General features: G+C 74.1%; 19 protein-coding genes and 2 riboswitches. Of the genes, 12 read left to right on the top strand and 7 right to left on the bottom strand.

All coding sequences use genetic code 11. The annotated features are described in order from the left end of the window. Positions 1-17: 17 nt before the first annotated feature. On the bottom strand, positions 18-1,220 hold the full coding sequence (cbiE, locus tag AB3X52_RS15930; protein ID WP_367995085.1) for a precorrin-6y C5,15-methyltransferase (decarboxylating) subunit CbiE: 1,203 nt from the start codon (positions 1,218-1,220) through the stop codon (positions 18-20). A gap of 31 nt (positions 1,221-1,251) precedes the next feature. After that, positions 1,252-1,418, top strand: a riboswitch (cobalamin riboswitch). A gap of 25 nt (positions 1,419-1,443) precedes the next feature. Here cbiE and AB3X52_RS15925 point away from each other — a divergent pair. The 11 genes from AB3X52_RS15925 to AB3X52_RS15875 all read left to right on the top strand — a co-directional run bounded on the left by AB3X52_RS15925 (position 1,444) and on the right by AB3X52_RS15875 (position 13,702). Further along, on the top strand, positions 1,444-3,468 hold the full coding sequence (locus AB3X52_RS15925; RefSeq protein ID WP_367995084.1) for a VWA domain-containing protein: 2,025 nt from the start codon (positions 1,444-1,446) through the stop codon (positions 3,466-3,468). Continuing rightward, a complete protein-coding gene (cobO, locus tag AB3X52_RS15920; protein WP_367995083.1) occupies positions 3,468-4,082 on the top strand; it encodes a cob(I)yrinic acid a,c-diamide adenosyltransferase in 615 nt (204 codons plus the stop codon). The genes AB3X52_RS15925 and cobO overlap by 1 nt, the downstream gene beginning before the upstream one ends. Then, positions 4,076-6,574: a bifunctional hydrogenobyrinic acid a,c-diamide synthase/histidinol phosphate aminotransferase CobBC gene (gene cobBC / locus AB3X52_RS15915; protein WP_437440565.1), complete on the top strand. Its 2,499-nt coding sequence runs from the start codon at positions 4,076-4,078 to the stop codon at positions 6,572-6,574. Before cobO ends, cobBC begins: the two co-directional genes overlap by 7 nt. Further along, positions 6,571-7,614 (top strand): nicotinate-nucleotide--dimethylbenzimidazole phosphoribosyltransferase, encoded by a 1,044-nt coding sequence (cobT, locus tag AB3X52_RS15910; protein WP_367995081.1) that lies wholly within the window; start codon positions 6,571-6,573, stop codon positions 7,612-7,614. The genes cobBC and cobT overlap by 4 nt, the downstream gene beginning before the upstream one ends. A 17-nt stretch (positions 7,615-7,631) precedes the next feature. After that, positions 7,632-8,390, top strand: coding sequence for an adenosylcobinamide-GDP ribazoletransferase (locus AB3X52_RS15905; RefSeq protein ID WP_367995080.1), 759 nt, complete (start codon positions 7,632-7,634; stop codon positions 8,388-8,390). Continuing rightward, a complete protein-coding gene (locus tag AB3X52_RS15900) occupies positions 8,387-9,391 on the top strand; it encodes a cobalamin biosynthesis protein (protein WP_367995079.1) in 1,005 nt (334 codons plus the stop codon). The genes AB3X52_RS15905 and AB3X52_RS15900 overlap by 4 nt, the downstream gene beginning before the upstream one ends. 149 nt (positions 9,392-9,540) lie before the next feature. Then, on the top strand, positions 9,541-9,768 hold the full coding sequence (locus AB3X52_RS15895; RefSeq protein WP_367995078.1) for a CbtB domain-containing protein: 228 nt from the start codon (positions 9,541-9,543) through the stop codon (positions 9,766-9,768). 28 nt (positions 9,769-9,796) lie between these two features. Next, positions 9,797-10,660 carry a CbtA family protein gene (locus AB3X52_RS15890; RefSeq protein ID WP_367995077.1) on the top strand — a complete coding sequence of 288 codons (864 nt, stop codon included), beginning with the start codon at positions 9,797-9,799 and terminating at the stop codon, positions 10,658-10,660. Beyond that, positions 10,657-11,406, top strand: coding sequence for a hypothetical protein (locus AB3X52_RS15885; protein WP_367995076.1), 750 nt, complete (start codon positions 10,657-10,659; stop codon positions 11,404-11,406). The genes AB3X52_RS15890 and AB3X52_RS15885 overlap by 4 nt, the downstream gene beginning before the upstream one ends. A gap of 128 nt (positions 11,407-11,534) precedes the next feature. Beyond that, positions 11,535-12,878 (top strand): FAD-dependent oxidoreductase, encoded by a 1,344-nt coding sequence (locus AB3X52_RS15880; RefSeq protein WP_367995075.1) that lies wholly within the window; start codon positions 11,535-11,537, stop codon positions 12,876-12,878. A 2-nt stretch (positions 12,879-12,880) separates the two neighbouring features. Further along, the gene (locus AB3X52_RS15875; protein ID WP_367995074.1) at positions 12,881-13,702 is read left to right on the top strand and encodes a siderophore-interacting protein; all 822 of its coding nucleotides are present in this window, start codon (positions 12,881-12,883) and stop codon (positions 13,700-13,702) included. Positions 13,703-13,805: 103 nt separating this feature from the next. Here AB3X52_RS15875 and cobU read toward each other — a convergent pair whose 3' ends face one another. Genes cobU through cobN form a run of 6 tightly spaced genes read right to left on the bottom strand, consistent with a single transcriptional unit; the run spans position 13,806 to position 21,468 of the window. After that, complete coding sequence (gene cobU / locus AB3X52_RS15870) at positions 13,806-14,321, bottom strand: bifunctional adenosylcobinamide kinase/adenosylcobinamide-phosphate guanylyltransferase (protein ID WP_367995073.1); 516 nt, start codon at positions 14,319-14,321, stop codon at positions 13,806-13,808. Then, positions 14,318-15,061, bottom strand: coding sequence for a cobalt-precorrin-6A reductase (locus AB3X52_RS15865; RefSeq protein ID WP_367995072.1), 744 nt, complete (start codon positions 15,059-15,061; stop codon positions 14,318-14,320). Before AB3X52_RS15865 ends, cobU begins: the two co-directional genes overlap by 4 nt. Continuing rightward, entirely contained in the window at positions 15,058-16,488 is a 1,431-nt protein-coding gene (locus AB3X52_RS15860) for a cobyric acid synthase (RefSeq protein WP_367995071.1), read from the bottom strand. The genes AB3X52_RS15865 and AB3X52_RS15860 overlap by 4 nt, the downstream gene beginning before the upstream one ends. After that, positions 16,488-17,066 (bottom strand): 2'-5' RNA ligase family protein, encoded by a 579-nt coding sequence (locus tag AB3X52_RS15855; RefSeq protein WP_367995070.1) that lies wholly within the window; start codon positions 17,064-17,066, stop codon positions 16,488-16,490. The genes AB3X52_RS15860 and AB3X52_RS15855 overlap by 1 nt, the downstream gene beginning before the upstream one ends. Then, positions 17,063-17,827 (bottom strand): precorrin-6A synthase (deacetylating), encoded by a 765-nt coding sequence (gene cobF, locus AB3X52_RS15850; RefSeq protein ID WP_367995069.1) that lies wholly within the window; start codon positions 17,825-17,827, stop codon positions 17,063-17,065. Before cobF ends, AB3X52_RS15855 begins: the two co-directional genes overlap by 4 nt. Next, positions 17,824-21,468 carry a cobaltochelatase subunit CobN gene (gene cobN, locus AB3X52_RS15845; RefSeq protein ID WP_367995068.1) on the bottom strand — a complete coding sequence of 1,215 codons (3,645 nt, stop codon included), beginning with the start codon at positions 21,466-21,468 and terminating at the stop codon, positions 17,824-17,826. Before cobN ends, cobF begins: the two co-directional genes overlap by 4 nt. Before the next feature lie 27 nt (positions 21,469-21,495). Beyond that, positions 21,496-21,617: riboswitch (cobalamin riboswitch) on the bottom strand. Positions 21,618-21,770: 153 nt separating this feature from the next. On the opposite strand from cobN, the gene AB3X52_RS15840 reads away from it, so the two are divergent. After that, on the top strand, positions 21,771-22,451 hold the full coding sequence (locus AB3X52_RS15840; protein ID WP_367995067.1) for a class I SAM-dependent methyltransferase: 681 nt from the start codon (positions 21,771-21,773) through the stop codon (positions 22,449-22,451). Positions 22,452-22,574 lie beyond the last annotated feature (123 nt).

The raw sequence follows: 22,574 nt of genomic DNA, 5'->3' as shown, positions 1-22,574 counted from the left end.
TGTGCGCCGACTCGGCGTCAGCGGGTGAGGGCCCACTGCACGACGGTGCGCTGGGGACGCCAGCCACGGAAGCTGCCGACGGCGTCGACCTGCTCCACCGAGATCCGGGTGAGCTCGCCGCCGAGCTCCGCCTGACGGCCGGCCAGCACGGTCTCGGTCTCGACGGTGACGCCGTGGACCACGAGGCGCCCGCCGGGGCCCAGTGCGTTCAGGCACGCGTCGAGGACGCCGGGACGGGTGGCGCCACCCCCGACGAACACGGCGTCCGGTGCGGGGAGCCCGGCGAGGGCGTCGGGGGCGCGGCCGGTGACGACCTCGAGGGTGGGCACGCCGAGGCGGTCCGCGTTGCGCCGCACGCGCGCCGCGCGGTCGGGGTCGGCCTCGACCGCGACCGTCCGGCAGGCGGGGTGGGCGCGCTGCCACTCGATCCCGACGGAGCCTGCTCCGGCGCCCACGTCCCAGAGCAGTTGGCCGGGGGCGGGCATCAGCCGCGCGAGCGCGCTCGCGCGCAGGTCGCGCTTGGTGAGCTGGCCGTCGTGCTCGAACGCGTCGTCGGGGAGCCCGCCGGCCCATCCGGCGGTGAGCGGCCCGGCGAGCTCGATGGCGAGCACGTGCAGCCGGGGCGCGGCCCCCTCCCAGGTCGCGGCGGTGGCTTCGGACCGGGACTCCTCAGGGGTGCCGAGGTCGCCCAGGACGGTGAGCCGCGAGGCGCCGTATCCGGCGCCGGCGAGCAGCTGCGCGACCTGCCCGGGGGTGTGCTCGTCGGCGGAGAGCACGAGCAGCCGGTGGCCGGGGGCGAGGTGGCGGAGCACGAGGTGGGCGTCGCGCCCGACCAGGGTCACCACCTCGCAGCGCTCGGCCGGCCACCGCATCCGGGCCCGCGCCAGGGCCACCGAGGAGACGGTGGGGACGATCTCGACCGCTCCCGTGCCCAGGAGGTCGACCAAGGTCGTGCCGATGCCGGAGACCAGCGGATCGCCCGACGCCAGCGCGACCACCCGAGCGCCGGCGTACGACCGGAGGAGGGCGCGCAGGCCGGTGCGCAGCGGGCTCGGCCACGGGACCCGCTCCTGCCCATCCAGCGGCGGCGGCAGGAGCGCAAGATGACGCGCGCCGCCGAGCACGACGTCCGCGGAGGCGACGAGCTCGACGGCGGTGCCTGGGAGCATCCCGTCCGCCTCGATGCCGACGACGGTGACGAGCGTGCTGCCGGAGGCCATGAGCGGCGATGCTAGCGTGTCGGTCACCAGGCGCGAGGTGCCCCGAGGTCCCAGTCATCGCCAGACGGTGAGGACGGACCGACGGGAGAATCTGGGAAGCCGGTGAGATTCCGGCACAGGCCCGCTGCGGTGATCCGAGCACCCTCCCAGGAGGGTGACTCGCTCAGTCCGAAGACCGGCCCCGCGCCCGTCCTTGTTGGTTGGCGACGAGCGGGAGCCTCACATGCCACTGTCCTACCCTTTCTCTGCCGTCCTCGGCGGTGACCCCGACGGCCCGGCCGGGCTCGACGACATGGCCCTGGCCCTGGTCCTGACCACCGTCTCCCCCGGGATCGGTGGCGTCCTCGTCCGCGGCGAGAAGGGCACCGCGAAGTCGACGCTGGTGCGCGCGCTCGCCGGAGTGCTGCCGCCGATCGACGTGTACGTCGGCGACAGGTTCTCCACCGACCCCGGCACCCGGGGCGGCGCGGCCGCGGGTGCAGACTCCCCCGACGGGCCCTTCGACGAGACGGTGGCCGTGGAGTCCCGGCCGGTCCGGCTGGTCGAGCTCCCCGTCGGCGCGACCGAGGACCGTGTCCTCGGCTCCATCCACCTCGAGCGTGCCCTCTCCGAGGGAAAGGTCGACTATGAGCCCGGCCTGCTGGCTCGGGCACACCGCGGGATCCTCTACGTCGACGAGGTGAACCTCCTTCACGACCACCTGGTGGACCTGCTCCTCGACGCCGGCGCCACCGGCACCGTCACGGTGGAGCGCGACGCGGTGTCGGTCTCGCACGCCGCGCGGTTCGTGCTGGTCGGGACGATGAATCCCGAGGAGGGCGAGCTGCGTCCCCAGCTGCTGGACCGGTTCGGCCTCGCGGTCGAGGTCGCCGCTCCCCGCGAGCCCGAGCTTCGCGCCGAGGTGGTCCGTCGCCGGCTCGCGTTCGACGCGGAGCCGGAGCGGTTCGTGGCGTCGTACGAAGACCGGGAGCGGCGCCTGCGGGCTCGCATCGTCGAGGCGCAGGCGCTGGTGGGTCACGTCCAGCTCACCGATGCGGCGCTGCTGCGCATCGCGGAGGTGTGCGCGGCGTTCGACGTGGACGGGCTGCGGGCCGACATCGTCACCGCGCGTACCGCCGTCGCGCACGCCGCCTGGCAGGGACGTGACCGCGTCACGCTCGACGACATCCGCGTCGCCGCCCGGCTCGCCCTCCCGCACCGGCGTCGGCGCAACCCGCTCGACGCCCCGGGCCTCGACCAGGACCGGCTCGAGGAGGCGCTCGGCGAGGACGACCTCGATGGGCCGCCGGAACCTCCGGACGGGCCCAAGGGTCCCGACGGCGGGCCCGAGGGTCCCGACGACCCGGACCCCGCGCCGGGCCGGCCCGGTGGCGGTGACTCCTCGGGCGGGACGGGTGACTCCTCGGGGGGAACCGGTGACCTCTCGGGCGGAACGGGTGACTCCTCGACCGTGGGAGCCGGTGACGCCTACCGGGCGCGGATGTTCGCCGTGCGCGGCCTGGGCGAGGGCGAGGCCGGACGACGCAGCCGGGCGCAGACCGGCATCGGCCGACGCGTCGGCGCCGGACGGGAGGCCACGGGTCCGCTCCACCTCGTGGAGACGGTGCGCGCGGCGGCGCCGTACCAACACGTGCGTGGCCGGGCTGCGGGGCCGCTGGCCCTGCGCGCCGAGGACCTGCGCTTCGCCGCCCGCGAGGGCCGGGAGAGCAACCTCGTGCTCTTCTGCGTCGACGCGTCGGGATCGATGGCCGCCCGCAAGCGCATGACGCAGGTCAAGGCGGCCGTGCTGTCGCTCCTGCTCGACGCCTATCGCCGTCGCGACAAGGTCGGTCTCGTGACCTTCCGCGGGCACGGTGCCGAGTTGGCGCTGCCGCCGACCCGGTCGGTCGACGTGGCCGCTCGCCGCCTCGACGAGCTGCCGGCGGGCGGGCGTACGCCGCTCGCGGAGGGCCTCCTCGAGGCGGCGGAGGTGATCGAGCGCGAGCGGCTCCGCGACCCGCGGCGACGGCCGCTGCTCGTTGTCGTCACCGACGGGCGGGCGACGGCAGGGGCTGACCCCGTCATCCGCTCGCGCGCTGCGGCCGACGCGCTCCACGGCATCGGCGCGGTCGTGATCGACTGCGAGAGCGGCCCGCTGCGGATGGGTCTCGCGGAGGTCCTGGCGCGCCATCTCGGCGCCGAGCACGTCCCGGTCGGCGAGGTGTCCGCGGACGTCCTCGCCACGACGGTGCGGGAGCGGGTGGCCTGATGCCGAAGGGCCAGCCGACGAGCGTGCCCGACGACGGGCTCACCACGCGCCAGCGACGCCAGCGTCCGCTGCTGATGGTCCACACCGGCCCCGGCAAGGGGAAGTCGACCGCCGCGTTCGGCCTCGCGCTGCGGGCCTGGAACCAGGGCTGGCGGGTCGGGGTCTTCCAGTTCGTGAAGTCGGCGAAGTGGCGGATCGGCGAGCAGACCGTGCTCGAGCGCCTCGGGCAGCTGCACGACGAGACCGGCGAGGGCGGCCCGGTCGAATGGCACAAGATGGGCAGCGGCTGGTCATGGAGCCGGAAGCAGGGCGACGAGACGGACCACGCCGCCGCCGCGGCCGAGGGCTGGGCGGAGGTCAAGCGGCGGATCGCCGCCGAGGCGCACGACCTCTACGTCCTCGACGAGTTCACCTATCCCCTGACGTGGGGCTGGATCGACGTCGACGACGTGGTCGCCGCACTGACCGCACGGCCCGGGCGGCAGCATGTCGTCGTCACCGGACGCAACGCCGACCCCCGCCTGATCGAGGCCGCGGACCTCGTCACCGAGATGGGCAAGGTCAAGCATCCGATGGACGTCGGGCAGAAGGGCCAGCGAGGCATCGAGTGGTGACCGTGCTCCCCCGCCTCGTCGTGGCCGCGCCCGCGAGCGGCCAGGGCAAGACGACCGTGGCGACGGGGCTCATGGCCGCGCTCGCGCGGGCCGGTCACGTCGTGAGCGGCCACAAGGTCGGGCCCGACTACATCGACCCCGGCTTCCACGCCCTCGCGTGTGGGCGGCCGGGCCGCAATCTCGACCCGCACCTCGTCGGTGAGGACCGGGTGGTGCCGCTCCTGCTCCACGGTGCGCGCAGCGCCGACGTCGCTGTGCTCGAGGGCGTCATGGGCCTGTACGACGGTCGGGTCGGCGCCGACGGGTATGCCTCGACCGCCCACGTGGCCGCCCTCACCGACTCCCCCGTGCTGCTCGTCGTGGACGCCTCGGCCGCCTCCCGCACCGTCGCGGCCGTGGTGCACGGCGTGGCGACCTTCGACCCGTCGCTGCGGGTCGGCGGCGTCGTGCTCAACAAGGTCGGCTCGCGCCGTCACGCGGCCGAGATCACGAGCGCCCTGCAGCGCACCCAGATCCCCGTGCTGGGCGCCCTCCCGCGTGACGCCGGCCTCGCCGCGCCCGCGCGCCACCTCGGCCTGGTGCCGGCCGCCGAGCGCGCGGAGACCGCAGCCCTGGTCGAGCGCCTGGGTGAGCGGGTCGCTGAGCACATCGATCTCGACGCCGTGCTCGCGCTCGCCGGGAGCGCGTCTGCGCTCGAGGCGGAGCCCTGGGACCCGGCCGCCGAGATGCGGGTCGCGGGTGAGGGGCGGCCGGTCGTCGCCGTGGCGGGCGGGCGGGCCTTCACGTTCCGCTACGCCGAGACCGAGGAGCTGCTCCGCGCGGCCGGCTGCGAGGTCGTCGCGTTCGACCCCGCGACCGACCCCGCGCTGCCCGAGGGCACCGCGGGGATCTACCTCGGTGGCGGCTTCCCGGAGGTCCACGCCGAGGCGCTCACCGGCAACGAGCCACTGCGGCGGTCGCTGCGCGACGCGGTCGCCGCCGGCGTACCCACGGTGGCGGAGTGCGCCGGGCTCCTCTATCTCTCCCGCACCCTCGACGGCTCGCCGATGGTCGGAGCGGTCGGCGCCGACGCGGCGATGGCCGAGCGGCTCACCCTCGCCTACCCCACCGCGACGTCGCCGGGCGACACGCTGCTGACCCGCGCCGGCGAGACGGTCACGGGCCACGAGTTCCACCGCACGCAGGTCACGCCGGGGGCCGGCGACGGCGAGCTCGGGCCCGCGTGGACGGCCGAGGGTCGTACGGTCGGCTTCGCAAGTGGCACCCTCCATGCGTCGTACCTCCACGTCCACTGGGCCGGTCACCCGCACCTCGCCCAGCGCTTCGCGGACGCCGTCCACGCCCGCGCCGAGAGGTCACCGATTCCTGCTGAGACGTCACCGAAAGTGAGCGGCACATCGGACGATCTGTCCTCTCGCGCGGAACAAGCGACCTCTCGGCCGGTGGAGCCGCTGCGGCACCACGGTGATGTCGAGGTGCGTGGGCAGGGCGTCGCAGACTTCGCGGTGAACGTGTACGCCGGCCCGCGACCGCCCTGGCTCGACGACGCGATCCACGCCGGACTGGGCGGGGTCGCCGCCTACCCGGACGCCACCTCCGCCGAGGAGGCGCTTGCGGCGCTCCACGCCCGGCGTCCGGAGGAGGTCCTGGCGACGGCGGGCGCGGCGGAGGCCTTCTCCCTCCTGGCGCGGTTGCGACGCTGGCGCCGGCCGGTGGTCGTGCATCCGCAGTTCACCGAGCCGCACGCCGCGCTCGAGCAGGCCGGTTGCGGGGTGAGCGTGGTCGCCTGCCGCGCGGAGGACGGGTTCGTGCTGGACCCGGCGGCCGTGCCCGACGACGCCGACCTCGTCGTGGTCGGCAACCCCACCAACCCCACCGGCGTGCTGCACCCGCACGCCACGCTGGACCGGCTGCGCCGTCCGGGGCGGCTCGTCGTCGTCGACGAGGCGTTCATGGACACCGTGCCGGGTGAGCCCGAGACGCTCGCGGACTCCGTCGACGACGGGCTCGTCGTGATTCGCAGCCTCACCAAGCACTGGTCGATCGCGGGTCTGCGGGCCGGCTACCTTCTCGGCAGCGCTGCCGTCGTCGCCGACCTGCGCCGTGGCCAGACTCCCTGGAGCGTCTCGACGCCCGCGCTCGCCGCGATGACTGCCCTCGCGACGCCCACGGCCACGACCGAGTCACGGGCACGCGCCGAGCGGCTCGTCGCATGGCGCAGCGCCCTCGAGGCGGGCCTGACCGCCCGCCGCATCCCCCATGTCGCCTCCGCCACCTCGTTCGTGCTCGCCCGTCCCGGCCACGGTGCCCACGCGGCGCTCCGCGACCGCGGCGTCGCCGTACGCCGAGCGGACACGTTCCCCGGTCTCGACGGGTCGTGGGTGAGGATCGCCGTACGACCTCCCGCGACCACCGCCCTGCTCTTCAGCGCGCTCGACGACCTGCTCGACGACCTGCACCACCAGCCGCACCACGCACGAGGAGAAGCATGACCACTATCGCCCCGCCCTCCGCCGACGCCCGGGAGGCAGCCGTCGAGCGGCTCGCCGGTCTGGCCACGCCGCCGGGGGCGCTCGGCCGCCTCGGCGACCTCGGCGTCTGGATCGCCGCCGCCCAGGGTGAGGTGCCGCCGCGCCCGGTCGACGTCGTCCGCCTGGTGATCTTCGCGGGCGACCACGGGGTGGCGGCGCACGGCGTCTCCGCCTTCCCCTCCGCGATCACCGGCGCGATGGTGCGGACCTTCCTCGCGGGCAAGGCCGGTGTGAGCGCCCTCGCCCGGGCCCACAACGTGAGCGTGCGGGTGCTCGACCTCGGCGTCGACGACGACTTCGCCGACCTCCCCGACGCCGTCCGCGGCGCCCTGACCGCCCACAAGGTGCGGCGGTCGAGCGGCGCCATCCACCTGGAGGACGCGCTCACCGCCGACGAGGTCCGCGCGGCGCTCGACGCCGGTGCCGCGGTCGCGCGGGAGGAGGTTGCCGCCGGCTCCCAACTGCTGCTGAGCGGCGACATGGGGATCGGCAACACCACTCCCGCCGCGGCGCTCGTCGCCGCCGCCCTCGGCCTACCCGCCGCGGAGGTCACCGGGCGCGGGACGGGCATCGACGCGGCCGCCTGGGAGCACAAGACCGCGGTCGTCCAGGCGGCGCTCGACCGGGTCCGCGACCGCCTCGACGACCCGGTCGCTTGCCTCCAGGCCCTCGGCAGCGCCGACCTCGCGGCGACGACGGGCTTCCTCCTGACGGCCGCCGAGCTCGGTGTCCCGGTGCTCCTCGACGGGCTGATGAGCGTGGCGTGCGCCCTGACCGCCGACCGGGTCGCGCCCGGCGCCGCGGCGTGGTTCGCGGCCGGCCACCGGTCCACCGAGCCGGCGCAGTCCCTCGCGCTCGCGAAGATGGGCCTGGAGCCGCTGCTCGACCTGGGACTGCGGCTCGGCGAGGGCTCCGGCGCGGTGGCCGCGGTCCCGGTCGTGCGCAGTTCCGCCGCCCTGCTCCGCGACGTCGCGCTGCTGAGCGACCTCTTGCCCGAGTGACGGCTGGCCTGCGAGGCGTGCTCCGCGACGGATGGCGGCTCGCGCTCGGCACCCTCACCGCGGTGCCGGTCCCACCGCCGGCCCAGGTGGACCGGCCGCGGGCCCGAGTCGCGATGCTGCTCGCTCCGGTCGCCGCCGTACCCCTGGCCGTGCTCGTCGCCGTCGTCCTCCAGCTCGCTCGCGGGGCGTCGCTCCCCGCGCTGGTGGGCGGAGTCCTGGCGGTCGCGGCGCTCGCGCTGGGGACACGGGTCATGCACTGGGACGGCCTCTCCGACGTGGCCGACGGCCTGACGGCGTCCTACGACGCCGAGCGGTCGCTCGCCGTGATGAAGACCGGCACCTCGGGGCCGGCCGGCACGGTCGCCGTCGTCCTCGTCGCCGGGCTGCAGGCGGCGGCGCTCGCTGGTCTGCCCGGCAGTCTGCGCGGCGCAGTGCTCGCCGGCACGGTGGTCTGCGCGTCCCGCGGCGCGCTGGCGGTCTGCTGCGTCCACGGCGTGCGACCGGCACGGCCCGGCGGTCTCGGCGCGACCTTCGCCGGCACGGTGCCGCGGGCCGCCGCGGTGGTGCTGTGGCTGGTCGTCGCGGCTGCCCTGGTCGCGGCGGCGGCCCTCACCGGGCTGCCCTGGTGGCGTGGCGCGGTCGCTGCGGTGGCCGCGCTCCTCGTGCTCGGTGCGCTCCTGCTCCGCGTCCACCGCCGTTTCGGTGGGGTCACCGGCGACGTCTTCGGCGCCGCGATCGAGCTCGCCCTCGCCGCGCTGCTGGTGGCGCTCGCATGACCGTCCGGCAGCGCGCGAGCGCCACCGCCGCGGGCCTGGTGCTCGGCTACGCCGCCGACGCGGTGCTGGGCGACCCGCGCCGCTTCCACCCCGTCGCCGGCTTCGGCACGGTCGCCAGCCACCTCGAGCATCAGTGGTACGACGACCGGCGGCTGCCGGGGGCGGGCTTCACGCTCCTCCTGGTGGCCGGCACGGCCGGGCTCGGTCTCCCGGTCCGGCGCCTCCGCTCCCCCATCCTGCGGGTCGGCCTCACCGCGCTGGCGACCTGGGCGGTCCTCGGCGGGCGCTCGCTCGACCGGGAGGCGGCCGCGGTGGAGCGTCTCCTGGGCGCGGGCGACCTGGCGACGGCGCGGGTCCGGCTCACCCACCTGGTCGGCCGCGACACCAGCTGCCTCGACGAGTCGGGCGTGGCGCGGGCGGTCGTGGAGTCGGTCGCGGAGAACTCCTCCGACGCCGTCGTCGCGCCGCTGCTGTGGGGCGCCGTCGCGGGCGTCCCGGGGCTCCTCGGCTACCGCGCCGCCAACACGCTCGACGCGATGGTGGGCCACCGCAGCGCACGCTACGAACGGTTCGGCTGGGCCGCCGCGCGACTCGATGACGTGCTCAACCTGCCGGGGGCGCGGCTCGCCGGGCTGCTGACCGCGGTCGTCTCCCCGCGGCGCTCGGCCGCCGTCGTACGCGTGTGGCGGCGGGACGCCGGCGCTCATCCCAGCCCCAACGCCGGGGTCGTCGAGGCCGCGTTCGCCGGAGCGCTCGACCTGACGCTGGGCGGGACGAACACCTACGGCACCGGCGCCGACCGGTGGACCGAGCAGCGCGCCCGCCTCGGCGACGGACCGGCGCCGACCGGGCCCGACATCGCCCGCGCTCGGCGCCTGGCGCGACGGCTCGGGCTCGCGGCGGCGGTCACCTCGGCGGCCATGGCGCTCGGGACGGCGGCGATCACCGGGCGGTCGTCTCGGTCCGCGAGCCGCGTTGCCGCCACCGCACGCACCGCGTAGGCTGCCCGAGCACGTCGGATGCGAGGAAGCCGGTGAGAGTCCGGCACGGTCACGCCACTGTGAGCGGTCCTAGGAGTCCGTGAAGTCAGATCTTCCGCCGCCGTGATCCAGCCCTACGAGGGAACGTTGTATTCCTGAAGGAGCATCACGTGAGCACCACGTCTGCTGTCCACACTCCCGTCGCCCCGATCACGACCCCGATCGTGACCGCCCAGGTCACGACGGTCGCCCTTCTTCTCGGCACCGCGATCGCGGCGTTGCTCGTCTACTACTTCGTCGGCGTCGACGAGGGCGCCATGTCGATCTTCGGGAAGAGCATGGTCCTCCACGAGCTCTTCCACGACGGCCGGCACTTCCTCGGCTTCCCCTGCCACTGATCCACCTCAGGCAGGAGAACAACCGAACATGGAGAAACAGCTCATCGGGCGGGGCGTGCTCTCCGGCGCCGCCGCCGGACTGGTGATGTTCGTCTTCGCCCGGCTCTTCGCCGAGCCGGTCATCTCGAAGGCGATCGACTACGAGAGCGCGCGCGACGCGGCCCAGGACAAGCTCGACAAGGCCGCCGGCCTCGCCGTACCCGCCGCTGGTCCCGACATCTTCAGCCGCACCGTCCAGGGCAACCTCGGGATCGGTGCCGGCCTGGTCCTCTTCGGCGCCGCCATGGGGGCGCTCGTTGCGGTCGCCTATGTCATCTGCCTCGGCCGTACGGGGCGGATCCGTCCGCGTCAGCTCGGCTACCTCGTCCCGGCGTTCTTCTTCGTCGGGGTCTTCCTGGTGCCGTTCATGAAGTATCCCGCCAACCCGCCGGCGATCGGTCACGAGGAGACGATCAGGACGCGCGGCGCGCTCTACCTCATCCTCGTCTTCTGCTCGTGCCTGGCACTCTTCCTGGCGGTGTACGTCGGCCAGAAGCTGCACCGCCGCTGGTCGGTCACGACATCGACGGTCGTCGTCGGGCTCGGCTATCTGGTCGTCATGACGGTCGTGATGCTGGTCATGCCGGCGCTGGGCCACCTGCACGCGAACGTGGTCGAGTACGGCAAGCACGCCACCGAGACGCCGCTGCCACTGAAGGATGCCGAGGGCCGCATCGTCTTCCCGGGCTTCCCGGCGGACGTCCTCGCGCAGTTCCGGGCTTACTCGGTCGGCGCCCAGGTCATCCTGTGGGGCGTCATCGCCCTGGTCTTCGCGCCGTTGGCCGAGCGTGTCCTCGCGCCGGTGACGCGGCATGAGGTGGCGTCGGCGCCCGCGTCGACCGTCGTCGGATGACCGGCCGCCACGGAGCTTCGGGCGGGGGTCGGACCATCAGGTCCGGGCCCCGCCGCCGTCTGCGGCGCCGTCACGGTCGAGGTGGTGTACGGCGGCGCGGCGTACGCGCGCTTGCGACAGCCTGCGTCATCGTCGCCGCCGGACTCGCCGGCGTCTCCCCCGTCGCCGCGCACGGCGGCGGCAACGCGGCCGACAATGTCCGGACCGAGCTCGACCGGGTGACGCCCGCCCTCCCGGGGATCCGCATCCGGGTCGAGGCGCACGGCGGGGAGGTGACGGTGCAGAACTCCGGTGCCCGTGCGCTCGTCGTGCTCGGCTACCAGCGCGAGCCCTACCTGCGGATCACCAGCGACGGGGTCTGGCGCAACGAGGGCTCGCTGACGACCTTCGCCACGACCGAGACGCTCGGGACGGCGCCGAGCTCGGTGGCCCCCGGTTCGGCGGTCCGCTGGGCGCGCGTCGCCCGGACCGGCGAGTTCTCCTGGCACGACGAGCGGGTCGCCTGGGCGGGCGGCGCCCTGCCGGCCACCGTCCATGGCGAGCCCGGGAAGCGACACCTGGTCGCCCACTGGCGGATCCCGCTGCGAGCGGGCACGACGAAGGCGGCGGTGGCCGGGACGATGTGGTGGGAGCCGACCCCCACGGACCCCACCGCCGTCCTGTGGGCGGTCGGCGGCGGGATCGTTCTCCTGATCGTCGGCGCGGGGGTCCTCGCGTTCCCCGTCCGCCGGCGGTCGACCACCTGACCGACCTCGTCACCGCGGCCCTCTACCACCTCTGCTTGTGATTCGAATCACGAGTCCGTGATGCGGCCCTCGCCGCGAGACAGGATGGTGAGGTTTTAGGCTCGCCTTAGTCCCAGGAAAGGCAGTTCATGCGCTCTCTTCGTGTCGCCGTCGTCGGAGGCGGCCCGGCCGGCATCTACGCCGCCGACATCCTCACCCGCGAGCACCCCGAGGCCCAGGTCGACGTCATCGAGCGTCTCCCGGCGCCGTACGGTCTGGTGCGGTACGGCGTCGCGCCGGACCACCCGCGGATCAAGGAGATCATCAAGGCGCTGCGCCGCGTCCTCGACAACGACCGGATCCGCTTCTTCGGGAACGTCGACTATGGCACCGACCTCAAGCTCGACGACCTGAAGCGCTACTACGACGCCGTCATCTTCGCGACCGGCGCGATGGCCGACCGTGCGCTCAACGTCCCCGGCGTCGAGCTGCCGCAGAGCCACGGCGCCGCCGACTTCGTCTCGTGGTACGCCGGCCACCCCGACGTGCCGCGCGAGTGGCCGCTCGAGGCGGAGTCCGTCGCCGTGATCGGCGCCGGCAACGTGGCGCTCGACGTCGCGCGCATGCTGGCCAAGCCCGCCGACGAGCAGCTCGTGACGGAGATCGCCGACAACGTCTACGAGGGGCTCAAGGCCAACCGCGCGACGGACGTCCACGTCTTCGCACGTCGCGGTCCGGCGCACATCAAGTTCTCGCCGATGGAGCTCCGCGAGCTGTCGCACTCCCCCAGCGTCGACGTGCTGGTCGAGGAGGACGGCTTCCAGATCGACGACGCCGGTCAGGCCGAGATCTCGAGCCACAAGGCCACCAAGCTCGTCGTCGACACGCTGCTGAAGTACCTCGAGGGCGAGCCGACCGGTGCCCCGCACCGGATCCACCTCCACATGATGCACAACCCGGTGGAGATCCTCGGCGAGGACGGGAACGTCGTGGCGATCCGGACCGAGCGGACCGAGTACACCGGCGACGGCAACGTCCGCGGCACCGGTGAGTTCGTCGACACCCCCGTCCAGGCGGTCTACCGCGCCGTGGGCTACCTCTCCTCCGCGCTCCCGGACGTGCCGTTCGACGACGGCGCGGGCGTCATCCCCAACGAGGGCGGCCGGGTGTTCCTCGACGGGGAGCAGGTCGACGGTCTCTATGTCACCGGCTGGATCAAGCGCGGCCCGGTCGGCCTCATCGGTCACACCAAGTCCGACGCCAAGGAGACGATCGAGCACCTGCTGGCCGACATCGACAAGCTCGCCGCGCCGGAGTTCAGCGACCCCGAGGCGATCGTCGAGCACCTCACCGCGCGTGGCGTCGAGTTCACGACCGAGGAGGGCTGGGCCAAGCTCGACGCGCACGAGCTCTCGCTCGGCGAGGCCTTCGGCGGCCGCGAGCGGGTCAAGGTCGTGCCGCGCGACCAGATGATCCGCATCTCGCGGGGCTGAGATTGCCCCGTCAGAACCTCACGAAGGTCGGCCGCCCTCCGGGGCAGGCCGACCTTCTGGTTTGTCGGGTCGTACGCCGACGGCGGCTGTCCCCCTCCTTCGTCCGCGTCACGCTCGGCGGCCAGGGCCTGGCCGGTTTCGTGCCTCTGGGGGCAGACCAGTGGGTCCGGCTCTTCCTCCCGGTCGACGACGGTGCGTCATTGGCCCGGGTCCCCGGGCGGCTGACCCCGCGCTCCTATCTGCGCTACCTCACGCTCGCCCGCGCCGATCGGCCGGTGATGCGCAGCTACACGGTCGCCGAGTTCCGAGCAGACGGTCCGGACGGTCCCGAGCTGGACCTCGATATCGTGCTCCACCGTGGCGCCGACGGCGAGCGGGGCCGCGCCGCCGACTGGGCAGCTTCGTGCTCGCCCGGCGACCCCGTCGGGCTCATCGACGGTGGTCTCGGCTTCGTCCTGCCGCAGGGATCCGCCCGGGTCGAGCTGGTCGGCGACGTCACCGCGCTGCCTGCGCTCGCCGGCATCCTCACGGCGTTGCCGACCGATGTCAGTGGACGCGCGACCGTCCAGCTGCGCGACGACGCCGACCGGCGTGAGCTGGCCCGGCCCGAGGGCGTCGAGGTCGTCTGGGTCGACGATGCGATCGCCGCCGTACGCGACCGGACGCTCTTCCCGCAAGGGGCCTTCGGCTGGGTCGCCGGCGAGGCGGGGCTCGTCGGCGCCGTACGCCGCCACTGGCTCACCTGCGGTCTGCCGAAGGACCGGGTCGCGTTCTGCGGCTACTGGCGCGCAGCGCACGGCGAAGCACCTCGGCGAGCGCTCTAGAGAGGGGCCACGGCCCGTCACGGTCGGCCCCCACCGTGGACGTGGTCGGATGGACCCCTCTCTCGCGGCCGGGAACCACTCGCTCGCGCCGGCAGCGCGTCCTTCAGAGCACCAGCACCCGTCCGGCGACGACCAGGTGCACCTCGTCGCACGCCGCGCCGAAGGCCTGGTTGACGGAGCCGAGAAGGTCGCGGAAGAGCCGCCCCGAGCGGTGGGCCGGCACGACCCCGAGCCCGACCTCGTTGGTGACCAGGACGGCGTCGTCCCGCCCCCGAAGGCGCGCCGCGGCGGCGTCGACCAGCTCCTGGACGACGCCGGTGACCTGCTCGACCGGAGACTCCCAGAGCGATCGCTCGTCGAGGACGCCGGTCAGCCACGTCCCGAGGCAGTCGACCAGCACGGCCTCCGGCCTCGCCAGAGCGGCCGCCAGGTCGCACGTCTCCAGCGTCGCCCACGTCGCGGGGCGCCGGGCACGATGCGCAGCGATCCGCGCCGCCCAGTCGGCATCGTCCACGACCGGTCCGGCGGCGACGTAGACGACATCGTCGCGCCCCGCGAGCAGCTCCTCGGCGTGGCGCGACTTCCCCGAGCGCACGCCTCCGGTGACGAGGACCTTCATCGCGGGGAGCCGGCGCGCTGCGACTCGACCCACTCCACGGCGGCCTCGACGTCGGTGACGGTCGGGATGCCCGGTGGACCGGGCGGGCGGCGTACGACGACGACCGGGACACCCAGCGTGGCGGCGGCCTCCATCTTGGGCCACGTGTAGGTCCCGCCGGAGTCCTTCGTGACCAGGACGTCGGCTCGGTGTGCGCGCATGAGCGAGAGCTCGCCGTCGAGGTGGTAGGGCCCGCGGCTGGTCACGATGCGCCAGTCCGGCGGAACGGCAATGTCGGGCAGGTCGACGACGCGGGCGAGCACCGACCGCCGGCCGAGCACGGGCAGGTAGCGTCCCAGCTCCTGACGCCCGACCGTGATGAACGGCCGACGGCCGAGGCGATCGGCGACGGTCGCGGCGTCGTCGTTGGAGTCGACCCAGTGCCAGTCGGGTGCGCCGGTCCAGCCGGGACGCTCGAGCCGGAGGAGCGGGACGGGCGGCTCCATCGTGCAGGCGGCCACGGCGTTGGCGCTGATGCCCCGGGCGAAGGGATGCGTGGCGTCCACGACCACGTCGTAGTCCGCGAGCGCGTTCCGCAGGCCGAGCACCCCGCCGAACCCACCGATGCGGACGTCGCCGACCGGCAGCCGGGGACGCTCGACGCGCCCCGCGAGCGACGAGGTCACCTCGATCCGCGCGGCGACGAGCCGCTGGGCGAGCTCGCGGGCCTCGGCGGTGCCGCCGAGCAGCAGGACCCTCATGACATCCCTCCTGGCGGTAGGACCGGCAGCCCGGCCGGCGCGCCGTCGTACGCGAGCGAGAGCAGGGCGTCGACGTCGAGGTGCTGCTCCACCAGGTCGCCGAGCAGGTCGAGGCGTCGCTGCCGCGCGTAGGGGAACGAGGCCTGTGAGCGGATCCCGAGCGTCTCGAGGAGGTAGGCCGCTCGGGTGTCGTCATCCTCGAGAGCTCCGTGCACCATGGTCCCCACGACGCTACCGGATCGGGTCTCACCGCTGACCCGGCCATGGTGGATCTCGTAGCCGGCGGGCTCGTGCAGGCGCAGCGTCTTCTCGGCCCGGAAGGTGGTCGCCAGGTCGAGCAGGCCCAGTCCGGGCACCTCCGCGCCGACGGACCCCTCCACGCCCTGAGGGTCGCGGATCGTCCGTCCGAGCATCTGGCAGCCACCGCAGATGCCGAGGACCGGACGCCCGGCGCGGGCGTGGGCCACGACCGCGTCCGCCAGCCCGCGCTCGCGCAGCCACGCCAGGTCGGCGAGCGTCGCGCGGCTGCCCGGCAGGACGACGAGGTCGGCGTCGGCCAGCCGGCGTGGATCGGAGACGAACGCGACGTCCAGCCCCGGCTCGAGCCCGAGCGCGTCCACGTCGGTGAAGTTGCTGACCCGCGGCAGGCGTACGACGGCGACGGTCCGCACGCTCTCGCCTGGCGCCGCCCGGCGACCGTCCAGGTCGAGGCCGTCCTCGGAGTCGAGCCACAGGTCCGGATGCCACGGCAGCACGCCGTGGACGGGACGCCCGGTGAGCCGCGTCAGCTCGTCGAGCCCGGGCCGCAGGAGCGCGAGGTCGCCGCGGAACTTGTTGACGACCCAGCCGGCGAGCAGCGCCTGGTCGTCGGCATCGAGGAGTGCCAGGGTTCCGAGCATCGACGCGAAGACGCCGCCGCGGTCGATGTCGCCCACGACGACCGTCGCCAGTCCCGCATGCCGGGCCAGCCCCAGGTTGACGTAGTCGCCGGCACGCAGGTTGATCTCCGCGGGGCTCCCCGCGCCCTCGGCCACGACCAGCTCGTAGCGGGCGGCCAGGTCGTCGTACGCCTCGTGGGCGGTGCGGGCCAGCACGCGTCGGCCCTCGACCCAGTCGGAGGACGACACCTCGCCGTACGGCTGGCCCAGGAGGACGACGTGGCTGCGTCGGTCGCTGCCGGGCTTGAGCAGGACCGGGTTCATCGCCGGCTCCGGCGTGGCGCGGGCGGCGAGCGCCTGGATCCACTGCGCCCGGCCGATCTCGGCGGGACCGTCCGGGCCCGCGCAGACCATGGAGTTGTTGGACATGTTCTGGGCCTTGTAGGGCGCCACCCGGATCCCCCGCCGGGCGAACGCACGACAGAGCCCGGTCGTGACGACGCTCTTGCCCGCGTCCGACGTCGTCCCGGCGACCAGCAGCCCGGCCATCAGCGGACCACCTCGGACACGCCGAGCTTCCAGGTGTGCCGCACGTGGCAGTCGTGGTTCGCCCACCACTGCAGGTCCACCCGGTCGACCCGGAGGCGCACGGGGAGGATGCCGCGGAGCTCGGCGGCGACCGAGTCCACGGTGACGGCCTCGGAGGTCTGGTCGAGGGTCAGGTGGGGCACCGGGTCCGGGAAGCGGCCGGCGTACGGCGGGCACTGCGGGAACCGCGCGACGAGCGCCTGCGTGAGCGCGCGGAACGGCGCGTCGGGCTCGGGCCGCAGGTGGACGAGGCCGTCGGGGAACGCGGAGACCTCCCCCAGCGCCGTCTCGAACGGCTCGAACCTGGCCAGCACCTGCGCGACGGTGTCGAGGTCGGCCACGGCCGGATCCGACAGCCAGTGGCCGAGCAGCGTGACGTGGGCGTGGGCGAACGCCGGGTCGGCGGAGAGGAAGGACGCGTCGTAGTGCGCCGTCCGGGCCTGGACGAACGGGTCCAGCTCGGGCACAGGCACGACCAGCACGGAGTGGCCGGGCCGGTCGGCGGGCCTGTCGGCGGGCCGTCCCGCGACACCGCTCATGGACGCCTCAGCAGGTAGAGGTCCATCACCCAGCCGGCTGCCTCGCGAGCTCGCTCGCGGGCCGCCTCGATCTCCGGCAGGACCTCGCCCACCCGGCCGGAGACGAGCTCCTCCCCCGCGGCCCCGAGGTTGCCGCCCCACCAGATCGACCAGTCCTCGAGCCCGCCGAGGTCGAGCCGGCGATTGAGCATGACGACGAGGTTGTCGAGCCCCGCGTCCACGGCCTCCCGGAGCCGGCGACCGGTGGTCAGGTGGACGGCCCGGCCGACGTCGTTGAGGACCAGGCGGTGGCGGGCGGCGAGCAGCTGCGGCGCGGAGATCCCCGGAAGGACGTCGTAGGACGCCAGCGCGCCGCGCTCCACCAGCGCGTCGGCGATCCGGATGCTGGAGTCGTAGAGCGACGGGTCTCCCCACACCAGCATCGCCACCGTGCCCGGACGCGCACCGAGGATCCCGGCGTACGCCGCGACCCGGGCCTCGTGCCAGTCCGCGACCGCGCGTGGGTAGTCCGCGGGGTCGGCGCGGTCACGGTCCGGGTCGGGGACGGCGACCAGCTCGACGTCGTACGCCTCCGCGACGGCGCGCCGGACCGCCAGCAGCGCGTCGTCCGCCGACTTCCGCGCAGCCAGGACGTAGTCGCAGCCGCGCAGCGCCTCGGCCGCCTCGGGGGTGACGTGCTGCGGGCCCATCCCGATGCCGATGATCCGCAGCGTCGACGGCGACGCTGCGCCGTTCCGTTGCTGAGCCTCTCGCAGGGTCACCGGTCCTCCAGCTCTCCCTCGACGTCGAGGTAGGCCTGCTGCAGCGCCGCGAGGGTCTCGGCGTCGGGCTCGGCCCACAGGCCCCGCTCGGCCGCCTCGTGCAGACGCTCGACGATGCCGCGCAGCGCCCACGGGTTGGAGCGGCGCAGGAACTCGTTGGTCTCCTGGTCGAGCACGTATTCGTGGGCGAGCTTGTCATACATCCAGTCGTGGACCACGCCGGCGGTCGCGTCGAGCCCGAAGAGGTAGTCGACCGTCGCGGCCAGCTCGAAGGCGCCCTTGTAGCCGTGACGGCGCATCGCCGCGATCCAGCGGGGGTTGACCACGCGGGCGCGGAACACGCGGGCGGTCTCCTCCCCCAGCGTGCGCGTCCTGACCGCGTCGGGCGAGGTCGAGTCGCCGACGTACGCCTTCGGGTCCTCGCCGGTGAGCGCGCGGACGGTGGCGACCATGCCGCCGTGGTACTGGAAGTAGTCGTCGCTGTCGGCGATGTCGTGCTCGCGGGTGTCGACGTTCTTGGCCGCCACCTTGATCCGGCGGTAGTTCGCGCGCATGTCGTCCGCCGCCGGCGCCCCCTCGAGGCCGCGTCCGTAGGCGAAGCCGCCCCAGGCCGTGTAGACCTCGGCGAGGTCGGCGTCGTCGCGCCAGCTTCCGGACTCGACGGCCTGGAGGATGCCCGCGCCGTAGGACCCCGGCTTCGAGCCGAAGATGCGCGTCGTCGCGCGGCGTTCGTCGCCGTGCTCGGCGAGGTCGGTGCGGGTGTGCGCGCGGACGTAGTTGAGCGAGTCCGGCTCGTCCAGGGCTGCCACGAGGCGTACGGCGTCGTCGAGCATCGCCACGACGTGCGGGAAGGCGTCCCGGAAGAATCCCGAGATGCGGACCGTCACGTCGATGCGGGGCCGGCCGAGCTCCGCGAGAGGTACGACGGCCAGGTCGCGCACCCGGCGCGACGCCTCGTCCCACACGGGCCGGACGCCGAGCAGCGCCAGCACCTCGGCGATGTCGTCGCCGCTGGTGCGCATCGCGCTGGTGCCCCAGACCGAGAGGCCGACGGAGGTCGGATGCGTCCCGGTCTCGTCGAGGTAGCGCTGGACCAGCGACTCGGCCATCGCCTGCCCGGTCTGCCAGGCCAGCCGCGACGGCACCGCGCGCGGGTCCACGGTGTAGAAGTTGCGCCCGGTCGGGAGGACGTTGACCAGCCCGCGGAGCGGCGATCCGGACGGCCCCGGCCGCACGAAGCCCCCCGCCAGCGCGGTGAGCACGGCGTCGAGTTCGTCCGTCGTCCGTGCCAGCCGCGGCACCACCTCGGTGGCGGCGAACCGCAGCACCGTCTGCACCTCGGGGTCGTGGTGAAGGCGCGTCACCTCCGCCGGGTCCCAGTCGGCCTTCTCCATCGCCTCCACCAGCGCTCGGGCCTCGGCCTCGACGACGTCCACCTCGGTGGTCGCCTGCTCGCTCGTCAGTCCGAGAGCCGTCCGCAGACCGGGGACCGCGTGGTCCTGGCCGCCCCACACCTGCGCGGCCCGCAGGATCGCGAGCACGAGGTTGACCCGCGCCTCCCCGACGGGCGCGCCGCCGAGGACGTGCAGGCCGTCGCGGATCTGGGCGTCCTTGATCTCGCAGAGCCAGCCGTCGACGTGCAGGAGGAAGTCGTCGAAGTCATCGTCCTCGGGCCGGTCGTCCAGGCCGAGGTCGCGGTGCATCTCGGCCGACCGCATCAGCTGCCAGATCTCACCCCGGATCGCCGGCAGCTTGGCTGGGTCCATCGAGGCGATGTTGGCGTGCTCGTCGAGCAGCTGCTCCAGGCGCGCGATGTCGCCGTACGACTCCGCGCGGGCCATGGGCGGGACCAGGTGGTCGACGATGACGGCGTGCGCCCGGCGCTTGGCCTGGGCGCCCTCGCCGGGGTCGTTGACGAGGAACGGGTAGACCAGCGGGAGGCTGCCGATGACGGCGTCGGTGGCGCACGCGGCCGAGAGCGCGGCGTTCTTGCCGGGCAGCCACTCCATCGAGCCGTGCTTGCCGAGGTGGACGACGGCGTGGGCCTTGAACCCCTGCTCGACCCAGCGGTACGCCGCGAGGTAATGGTGGCTCGGCGCCAGGTCGGGGTCGTGGTAGATCGCGACCGGGTTCTCCCCGAAGCCACGCGGCGGCTGGATCATCAGCGCCACGTTGCCGGCCTGCAGGCAGGCGAGGACGATCTCCTTCTCCCCGGAATCGGGCGCGGCGTTGACGAAGAGCCTCCCCGGCGCCTCGCCCCAGGCGGCGACGATCTGGTCGCGCAGCGTCGCCGGCAGGTCGGCCGTCCAGGCGCGGTAGTCATCGGCCGGGACGCGCACGTGCGCGTCGGTGAGCTGCCCCGAGGTCAGCCAGTCCTCGTCCTGGCCGCCCGCGGCGATGAGTGCATGGATGAGCCGGTCGCCGGCCTCGGTCTCGTCCTCGAGGTCCAGCACGCCGAAGCCGTCGCCGACGTCGTAGCCCTCGTCGCGAAGTCGGCGCAGCAGGCGTACGGCGGAGACCGGCGTGTCGAGGCCGACGGCGTTGCCGATGCGGGCGTGCTTGGTCGGGTAGGCCGACAGCATGAGCGCGATCCGCTTCTCGGCGTTCGGCACCCGGCGCAGCCGGGCGTGGTTGACCGCGAGCCGGGCGAGCCGGGTGCACCGCTCCGCGTCCGCGACGTAGCGCGGCAGGCCGTCCTCGTCGATCTCCTTGAACGAGAACGGCACCGTGATGATCCGGCCGTCGAACTCCGGGATCGCCACCTGGCTCGCCGAGTCGATGGGTGTCACGCCGTCGTCGGAGGCCTCCCACTCGGCGCGGCTGCTGGTCAGGGACAGGCCCTGGAGGACGGGGATGCCGAGCGCCGCGATCCGCTCCACGTCCCAGGAGCCGTCGTCCTCGCCGGCGCTCGCCGCGGCCGGCGTGGCTCCACCGGCGGCGAGCACCGTGACGACCAGTGCGTCGAGGCTGCTGAGGGCGTCGTACAGCTCATCGGGGGCGGCGCGCAGCGACGTCGAGAAGATCGGCACGCCGACCGCCTCCCCGGTCGCATCGATCGCGTCGGCGAGCGCGTGGGCGAAGGCGGTGTTGCCGCTGGTCTCGTGGGCACGGTAGTAGAGCACCCCCACGCGGGGCAGCTCGCCCTGTGATGCTGAGAGCGCACTCTGGCGCGCGCTGGGTGTCACGTCGCGCTCGGCGAAGCCCCAGGTGGGCACGATCGCCGGCGGCTCGAAGCCCTCGCCGGTGAGCAGCACGGTGTCGGCGAGGAACGCATGGAGCTGGGCGAGGTTGGCGGGGCCACCCTCGGCGAGGTAGCGGTGCGCCTGCGCGGCGATGCCGACGGGCACGGTCGAGAGCTCCATCAGCTCGGCGCTGGGCGTCTGCTCACCGCCGAGCACGACCAGCGGCGTGCCGGCGGCACGGACAGCCTCGAGCCCGGGCCACAGCTCGTGCGGCGACCCGAGCTGGCGTACGACGACCAGCGCGGCTCCTGCGACGAGCGCGGTCAGCTCCTCGTCGCTCGCGCGGGCCGGGTTGGCCCACCCGTAGGCCGCGCCGGACGCGCGGGCGGAGAGCAGGTCGGTGTCGGAGGTGGAGAGCAGCGCAAGGCGCGCGGGAGTGGTGGCCGCGGAAGTCGACACGGTTTCTCCTCGGGGTTCTCGCCCCTGGTCGGCGGAGGTCCCGTGGCCAGTGTCTGGCTGTGCCCCGCCCCTCGCCGGGCCAGGACTCACAGTGGCGGAACCGCTCCGGACTCGCACCGGATTCCTGCGCCACGAGACGTTACGGCGCTCAGCCTAGGGCAGACGGCGCATGCCTGCTCCGGCGAGGCCTCGGTGGGACGAGTCAGCATCACCTCGACATCCAGGTCGACGACCAGCCGAGCAGCTGACACGGCCGGTCGACACGGGCGGTCGACACGGGCGGTGACACTAAGGTGAGGGCCGTGCCTGCGCCGGAGATCCCTGAAGACCTGCTGAAGCACGCCGTCGACGCGCCGGGGTTCATGCCTCCGGACGAGGGCCTGCTGCTGTTCCGGTACGCCGTCGACCGGCTCGCGCACGGCCCGGCGCTCGAGGTCGGGACCTACTGCGGCAAGTCGGCGGTCTACCTCGGTGCGGCCGCGCGCGCGGCCGGCGTCGGTGCCGCCATCTTCACCGTCGACCACCACCGTGGCTCGGAGGAGAATCAGGCCGGCTGGGAGCACCACGACCCGGCGCTCGTCGACGCCCGCACCGGCCGGATGGACACCCTGCCCGTCTTCCGCCGGACCATCGAGGCGGCCGGCCTCGAGCGTGACGTGATCGCCGTCGTCGGCCACAGCGACGTCGTCAGCAGCCATTGGCGCACGCCGCTCTCGCTCCTCTTCATCGACGGCGGTCACGGCGTCGAGCCCGCCCGCGCGGACTACCGCGGCTGGGCGCCGTGGGTCGACGCCGGTGGACTGCTGGTGATCCACGACGTCTTCCCCGACCCGGCCGACGGCGGCCGACCGCCGTACGAGGACATCTATCTGCCGGCCCTCGCCTCCGGGTCCTTCGAGGAGGTCGAGGCGCTCGGGTCGATGCGGGTGCTGCGGCGCGTGCGGGGCGAGGCCGGCGACCCGTTGGGCATGGACATCGGCTGAGCAGCGATCGTGATGGAGCGGGACACGGCGCGTGGCCGCTCTCGATGAGTCGATCATCAGCGAGGATGCCGGTCTCGCCCGCGACGACGGCTCGTGTCCTCGCCGACCGTCGGGGGGGGGCGG

This window comes from Nocardioides eburneus, assembly GCF_040838215.1.
GTDB classification, from domain to species: Bacteria; Actinomycetota; Actinomycetes; order Propionibacteriales; family Nocardioidaceae; genus Nocardioides; species Nocardioides eburneus.
The sequence above is the reverse complement of the archived record's forward strand: the minus strand, read 5'-3'. Positions and strand labels throughout refer to the sequence as shown.

What these genes read in the sequence shown, in the direction of transcription:
- cbiE (WP_367995085.1), bottom strand. Translation starts at nt 1,220, where the DNA reads ATGGCCTCCGGCAGCACGCTCGTCACCGTCGTCGGCATCGAGGCGGAC.
- AB3X52_RS15925 (WP_367995084.1), top strand. Translation starts at nt 1,444, where the DNA reads ATGCCACTGTCCTACCCTTTCTCTGCCGTCCTCGGCGGTGACCCCGAC.
- cobO (WP_367995083.1), top strand. Translation starts at nt 3,468, where the DNA reads ATGCCGAAGGGCCAGCCGACGAGCGTGCCCGACGACGGGCTCACCACG.
- cobT (WP_367995081.1), top strand. Translation starts at nt 6,571, where the DNA reads ATGACCACTATCGCCCCGCCCTCCGCCGACGCCCGGGAGGCAGCCGTC.
- AB3X52_RS15900 (WP_367995079.1), top strand. Translation starts at nt 8,387, where the DNA reads ATGACCGTCCGGCAGCGCGCGAGCGCCACCGCCGCGGGCCTGGTGCTC.
- AB3X52_RS15890 (WP_367995077.1), top strand. Translation starts at nt 9,797, where the DNA reads ATGGAGAAACAGCTCATCGGGCGGGGCGTGCTCTCCGGCGCCGCCGCC.
- AB3X52_RS15885 (WP_367995076.1), top strand. Translation starts at nt 10,657, where the DNA reads ATGACCGGCCGCCACGGAGCTTCGGGCGGGGGTCGGACCATCAGGTCC.
- AB3X52_RS15880 (WP_367995075.1), top strand. Translation starts at nt 11,535, where the DNA reads ATGCGCTCTCTTCGTGTCGCCGTCGTCGGAGGCGGCCCGGCCGGCATC.
- cobU (WP_367995073.1), bottom strand. Translation starts at nt 14,321, where the DNA reads ATGAAGGTCCTCGTCACCGGAGGCGTGCGCTCGGGGAAGTCGCGCCAC.
- AB3X52_RS15865 (WP_367995072.1), bottom strand. Translation starts at nt 15,061, where the DNA reads ATGAGGGTCCTGCTGCTCGGCGGCACCGCCGAGGCCCGCGAGCTCGCC.
- AB3X52_RS15860 (WP_367995071.1), bottom strand. Translation starts at nt 16,488, where the DNA reads ATGGCCGGGCTGCTGGTCGCCGGGACGACGTCGGACGCGGGCAAGAGC.
- AB3X52_RS15855 (WP_367995070.1), bottom strand. Translation starts at nt 17,066, where the DNA reads ATGAGCGGTGTCGCGGGACGGCCCGCCGACAGGCCCGCCGACCGGCCC.